9 protein-coding genes are annotated in these 5,630 nt (G+C 26.0%); 1 reads left to right on the top strand and 8 read right to left on the bottom strand.

The window, feature by feature from the left end:
- The first annotated feature begins 230 nt into the window (after nt 1–230).
- The gene (locus tag L8V85_RS08180; protein WP_263737811.1) at nt 231–911 is read left to right on the top strand and encodes an endonuclease; all 681 of its coding nucleotides are present in this window, start codon (nt 231–233) and stop codon (nt 909–911) included.
- 67 nt (nt 912–978) lie between these two features.
- Here the strand turns inward: L8V85_RS08180 and L8V85_RS08175 are convergent, their stop codons facing one another.
- The 8 genes from L8V85_RS08175 to L8V85_RS08140 all read right to left on the bottom strand — a co-directional run bounded on the left by L8V85_RS08175 (nt 979) and on the right by L8V85_RS08140 (nt 5,275).
- Nucleotides 979–1,188, bottom strand: coding sequence for an antitoxin (locus L8V85_RS08175; RefSeq protein WP_139452091.1), 210 nt, complete (start codon nt 1,186–1,188; stop codon nt 979–981).
- Nucleotides 1,185–1,463 (bottom strand): BrnT family toxin, encoded by a 279-nt coding sequence (locus L8V85_RS08170; protein WP_147574770.1) that lies wholly within the window; start codon nt 1,461–1,463, stop codon nt 1,185–1,187. Before L8V85_RS08170 ends, L8V85_RS08175 begins: the two co-directional genes overlap by 4 nt.
- Before the next feature lie 413 nt (nt 1,464–1,876).
- Complete coding sequence (locus L8V85_RS08165) at nt 1,877–2,218, bottom strand: type II toxin-antitoxin system HicB family antitoxin (protein WP_263658178.1); 342 nt, start codon at nt 2,216–2,218, stop codon at nt 1,877–1,879.
- Entirely contained in the window at nt 2,215–2,448 is a 234-nt protein-coding gene (locus tag L8V85_RS08160; protein WP_039667043.1) for a type II toxin-antitoxin system HicA family toxin, read from the bottom strand. The genes L8V85_RS08165 and L8V85_RS08160 overlap by 4 nt, the downstream gene beginning before the upstream one ends.
- A gap of 75 nt (nt 2,449–2,523) precedes the next feature.
- Entirely contained in the window at nt 2,524–3,327 is an 804-nt protein-coding gene (locus tag L8V85_RS08155; RefSeq protein WP_263737810.1) for a Bro-N domain-containing protein, read from the bottom strand.
- Nucleotides 3,328–3,409: 82 nt separating this feature from the next.
- Nucleotides 3,410–4,279, bottom strand: coding sequence for a hypothetical protein (locus tag L8V85_RS08150; RefSeq protein ID WP_263737809.1), 870 nt, complete (start codon nt 4,277–4,279; stop codon nt 3,410–3,412).
- Nucleotides 4,280–4,294: 15 nt separating this feature from the next.
- Nucleotides 4,295–4,501, bottom strand: coding sequence for a hypothetical protein (locus L8V85_RS08145; protein ID WP_263737808.1), 207 nt, complete (start codon nt 4,499–4,501; stop codon nt 4,295–4,297).
- Between the two features lie 555 nt (nt 4,502–5,056).
- On the bottom strand, nt 5,057–5,275 hold the full coding sequence (locus tag L8V85_RS08140; RefSeq protein WP_263737807.1) for a hypothetical protein: 219 nt from the start codon (nt 5,273–5,275) through the stop codon (nt 5,057–5,059).
- Nucleotides 5,276–5,630 lie beyond the last annotated feature (355 nt).

The following is a 5,630-nucleotide window of genomic DNA, read 5'->3' as shown; positions in this document are numbered from 1 at the left end:
AATGTTTTGTATAATCATTCTAAGGCTGATTAACCAAAGGGTTCCCAGCCTTTGATTAATCAAATCTTGCCTTAGAAATGAGGTGAGTTAATTTGACTTTTCAAAATCTAATCTTTATTATTATACTTATTTGTATAATAATAGTCAAGGCTTATTAGCTTTGATTCCCTCTTTAATTAGAGGGAAAGATTAGAAACCCTTTGGCTTTTTTATTCTAACAAGGAAAAACAATGAAAAAACTCTTATCCATTTTATTATTCTCATCTTTATCTTTATTGGCTAGTGATAATTTTAATGAAAGCAAAAAAGAATTAGTTAAGCTATATGAGAGCTTAGGTAGTGCTTATCAATATGATTTTTATTGTAATGTTCCATTTAAAGCAAATAAAAAAGGAAAATACACTAAGTTTGAAGTAGTTAAAAGTGATTTATACACTCCACGCAATGAATATACTAAAAAAGGTAAAATTAATCAAAGATCAAAACGCATAGAATGGGAGCATATTATGAGCGCCCAAAACTTTGGAAAACATTTACCTTGCTGGAGAGAAGGTGGCAGAAAAGCTTGTCAAAATGATCCACTTTTTGCAAAAATGGAAGCTGATAAACAAAACCTAGTTCCTGCTATAGGTGAAGTTAATGGCGATAGAAGTAATTTTAGATATGCTGAGGCTCCTTTGAATTTAGAATATACTCAATATGGAAATTGCAAAGTATATACAGACTTTAAAGCAAAAAGATTTTATCCTGCTAATTATTCTAAAGGCTGGATTGCAAGAAGTTATTTATACATGAGTAAAACATATAATATTAGATTATCAGATCAAGAAAGAAAACTTATGGAATCTTGGGACAAACAATATCCTATGAGTGAAAAAGAAAGGATTATAAGAGAAAAGTCTAGTAAGTAATAAATTTGTTTAATCACAAAGCAAAGTAAAAATAATTATAATTTTACTTTGCTTTATAAAAACAAAATCATTCAACTACTGCAATATCTAATTTTTTATTCACACAATCATTTAAAAAAATATTGATTAAAATTTGATAAGGTACACCTTTTTTCTTAGCCATTTCTTTAAAATAATCAATAACATTGCCACTTAAATTGATAGTTACTTGTCTTTTTAATTCTTTATCTACATATGGATTTCTAATTGCATTTTTAAAATCTATTTCTTTTTTCATTTTTGATCCTTGTATTGTTTTTTTTCTTTTGCAGTTGCTTTTCGTGCTGAAATAATGCGTATTGTGTCGCCTTCTCTATAGCAATGAACCACAAGCAAAATTCTTTCTTTATTACTAACTCCTAAAAGGTAAAATCTTTCTTCATCATCTGAATGATCTTCATCAAACACAACCAAGCCATACTCATCTGCAAATACTGATTTTGCCTCATTAAAATCAACATTATGCTTAGCGATATTTAATCGCTCTTTTACTTCATCCCATTCATAATTCATATTTTACCTTATAATTATAATATAATTATAAGGTAATTATATTAAATATAATCAAAACATAACTTAAAAACTCACAAAAAAATAATAAAAATCTTAAACTGTATAAAAATGAAAAAGTTTAAAGAAGCTTTTATGTAAGAAATTTTCCTTTTAAATATAATTTGGTAATTTTATTTAAAAAGGAGATACTATGAATGAGATTATAGCTTTCGTGATTGTTTCAATCACCCTCATCTTAGTTGTTAAAAACTAAGATGAGAGCTAATTTCTAATTTCTTAAAAAACATTTTAGAAAAACCCTGCTTAGTTTATCCTTAAAACATAAGCCTTCATATTATTAGCAGGGTTGAGGACTTGTTATAAAGATATCTGTTTTTATATAATATTATTTGCTAAGTTTGAACAATATTATTTTATCTTAAAGCTCTAAAAGCTACATCAGCTAAAAATTTACTTCTATTGTTGCTTACTTGATCTATTGCTTCTACTAGACTTTTTGGTAATGTGATATTAATTCTAACTTTTGATTCTTCATTAAGTGGTTCTTTAATATAATCTCCCTTTTCGAGCATTAAAGAAATAGCAGATTTGAAGGCTTCTTTTGCATCTTCTAAAGCTTGTATTTGTGTATCACCATCTCCCATGATATATGGAAAATCTTTGTATCGAGCAAAATATCCTCCCCCATCTTCATCACTTAATTTTTTAATGATGATTTCATAAGGTAAATTCAAGTAGTATTCTAAATTTTTCATTCTTTACTCTCTTCGATTGCTTTTAATACCATTTTTACATATATTGCCTTTATAGGTCGTTTAAATGGTATAGTAATTAAATCACACCCTTGTTTTCTAAATTGATAGTGTGATCCTCCTTTATTAAAACATTCATAACCGAAATCCTCTAATAGCTTTTTAAGAATTTCAAAGCGAATATTTTTAGGATTGTTTTTTAATTCTTTTATTAACTTATCTTTATTGCTCATTAAAAACCTTATAGTGTGTATTATACACACTAAAACTTAAAAATTAATTTACTGGTTTAGCAAGATTAATTCTTGTTATAAAAACAAATCCTCTCTTGCTCCATGCAATTTGTACATTTCAATATTTCTTATAGTTTTAGGCGTAAAAACAACTTGCACATACATATTAACTCTTGTATCTGTAAGTTTCATTTTTGCATAATTATTTTCTATGGCATGAGCTGTTGCTATCATCTTTTTATCAAAATAAGAAATGATGTTATATCCTAATAATAAATCTCTTAGCTCATCTTCTTTTATATCACAAACTTTAGCAACTTGCGTAAAAAGAAAATTGCCTCCTCTTTGAAATACATTTCTTAATCTTTCATTTTCAAGTTTTAATCTTTCTACTTCCATTCTTAGATATTCGCTTTTATCTAAGTATTTTAAAGCTAACAATAAAGACTCTTTATGTGAAATGATATTAGAAGCTATTAGATTATTATCATGATTGCAATCACTATCTTTGCTTTTATAATAACCATGTTTTCTAATACTTGGTAAAACTTCTTTATTTACCCACATTCTAAAAGGCTTAGCTTTAGGACTTCTTGAATTATTCATCACATAATAAAGTTGTGCCTCATCTATCATGGTAAATTCTTTTACTCCAAAACCAGTATCAAAGCTATGTAGATTTAATCTAGGTAGCTCAAATTCCCTTAATATAGCATTTTTAACATCTGTCGTATTTTGTATTTCTAAAATCTTACAAATATCACTTAAGCAAAACATTGTTTCGTTATCTTCATTTGTTATAATTCTAACTTGCTTATCATTGAAGTTTAAAGATAGGCTATTTTCGCCCTCATGATTCCTTTCTTTGTTAAACTCCAAATTGTTTTGATTATTAAATGAGGGCTTAATTTCTTCATTATTTTTATATATGTAGTTATGGAGTAGATTAGGTATTATATTTTTATCTATATATGATAAAAATTCTAAAACCTTCTTTGGTTTTGAATTTTCTAATAAGTTTTCTAAGAGAGTAATATTCTACATATACTTCTTCACAATCATATAGGTAAAATTCTTTAAATGTTTTAAATTGAGCTTTTTCTAATTCATCTTGTTGAAAGCTTTGTAGATAATATATTAATTCATAATTATCATTATCTAATGACAAGATTTTCTTAACGCAAGCAAAAGAAAAGAATATTTTATTATAAATAACTACAATATCTAAGTTATATTCTTTGTAAGAAAAACCATTACATTCAGGATATTTAGTATTAGGATTTATAATAGAATTACCATTTATAAAATCATCAAATTTATGCTCATTATTTTTTACTAAAGTAGTGTTCATAAACTCATCATCTTGCTTTTTGCTAATACATTCTTTTGCGCTTATTGTGTGTTGCTTTTCTTTAACTATATCTATTTTAAATGCTTTTTTTGTATCTACCTTTGGCAATTCCTTGACTGTTTTTACTTCTTGTGTTTGCATATCTTTTAAGTGTAAAGGTAAAACTTCATTAATCCATTGCTGAACATGGGTAGTATTGATAGGTTTTTTCTGTCTATCATTTATCATCTTTAAAAGATACATACACTGTTCTAAGCTAAAGAATTTTACGGGAATTCTATTTTTTAATTTAGATGAGCTAACATTGTATTGTTTGTAGCACTTTTCACCAAATTTTTGCTCCAAAAGATAAGTATAATAGCTATTAGAATTAATCTTTAATATACCACAAAGTATATCTTTAAAACTAAGCCAAACTTCTTTTTCATCATAAACTATTCTTACTGTTTTATCATCAAAATTTAAAAACTTAAAAATCATTTTTCATTCCTTTATTTAGCATGAGATTAAAAGATCATCTGTAAAAATTAAAGCAGAAGAATAGTCTTTATTGTTATTTAGTCTTAATTTTAGACACTCATTAGCCTCGTAACCTAAATTATAAATTATTTTTATAGTTTTTATAAGCGCATAGTTTTGATTAAAATCATTATGTATGTTATTAGCAATATCTAAAAAGTCTTGATTGATATATTCAAACAAATATTCCTCATCTGGGTCAATGGATATTTTATTGATTGTGGTATTTTTATTAGCAATAATAAAAAAGCAATATCTAGCAATATATCCATGTGCTTGTTTTCATTATTTGCATTGTTGAAGTCTTTAAATAGTTGAAATAGGACTGTTGTTGAGTTTGATTTTGCTGTTTTTGAAGTGTTTTTTAGGGCAGGTGTTAAATCAAAAAATACCGACCCCCACAGGGTGCATAAATCTTTCATGGTTTTCTTTTTTTTAAAACTGATGTTTTAGGATTTTTACATAAAAATGAATAGTTTATATAAAAATATATTTTTTGAGTATTATTTGATATTATTGTCGCCAAAGGGTTTCTGTATCTTAAAAAAAAGGGGAAATCAAAGCTAATAAGCCTTGACTATTATTATACATAATAGTATAATAATTACTAGAATATGATTATTCAAGGTTCTCACCTTCTTTCTAAGGCAAGATTTGATTAATCAAAGGCTGGGAACCCTTTGGTTAATCAGCCTTAGAATGATTATACTGTAAAACACTTTACGACTAATTTTAGTTTTAATCCTTAAAAATTAAATAATTAAACGAATTAAGCTCATTTATAATTATTTTTTCAACATCTTTCCTTAAATCAACAAATAAAGCATTTACATCGATCTCATCTAAGTTGTTTTCTACCCACTCTATGGTATTTATTTTGTCTTTTTCACTTAAAATTAAAGAGTATAATTTGATATTTTTTAAAGAAATTTTAAATTTCTTTAACCCGAAATCCACGCCCTCTTTCGGTTATTGTGTTCTAAATGTATTAAGCTTAGACTAAGCGCGGATATATATAATATGCTCTAAGGATTTAGATGAGATAATTAACGAGCTTAATTATCTCTTTTATTAATTCTAAAATAAGAATTATAAAATCAATTATCTTGCCCATTAATAACCCCCTTTCTAAAAACCGAAAGAGTAGCCATACTTAATACAAATTTATTATATCAAATTTCTTTTCAATGAAAGGTACTCTTAGTTTGCTTTCATTTTAACTTTTTAAAAGAAGATAACTTTTTATTCTAAAATTGTTTTACCAAATTTTTAAATGATTTAATAAGGATTTTCTATAATATCTGTTATTTTA

It is taken from the genome of Campylobacter sp. IFREMER_LSEM_CL2090 (genome assembly GCF_025771865.1).
Lineage (GTDB): Bacteria > Campylobacterota > Campylobacteria > Campylobacterales > Campylobacteraceae > Campylobacter_D > Campylobacter_D lari_D.
Note: the sequence above shows the minus strand (reverse complement) of the source record. Positions and strands in the feature narration are given on the sequence as shown.

Coding starts and splice junctions, on each gene's coding strand:
- L8V85_RS08165 (WP_263658178.1), bottom strand. CDS start 2,218: ATGAAAAATTTAGAATACTACTTGAATTTACCTTATGAAATCATCATT.
- L8V85_RS08160 (WP_039667043.1), bottom strand. CDS start 2,448: ATGAGCAATAAAGATAAGTTAATAAAAGAATTAAAAAACAATCCTAAA.
- L8V85_RS08180 (WP_263737811.1), top strand. CDS start 231: ATGAAAAAACTCTTATCCATTTTATTATTCTCATCTTTATCTTTATTG.
- L8V85_RS08150 (WP_263737809.1), bottom strand. CDS start 4,279: ATGATTTTTAAGTTTTTAAATTTTGATGATAAAACAGTAAGAATAGTT.
- L8V85_RS08175 (WP_139452091.1), bottom strand. CDS start 1,188: ATGAAAAAAGAAATAGATTTTAAAAATGCAATTAGAAATCCATATGTA.
- L8V85_RS08170 (WP_147574770.1), bottom strand. CDS start 1,463: ATGAATTATGAATGGGATGAAGTAAAAGAGCGATTAAATATCGCTAAG.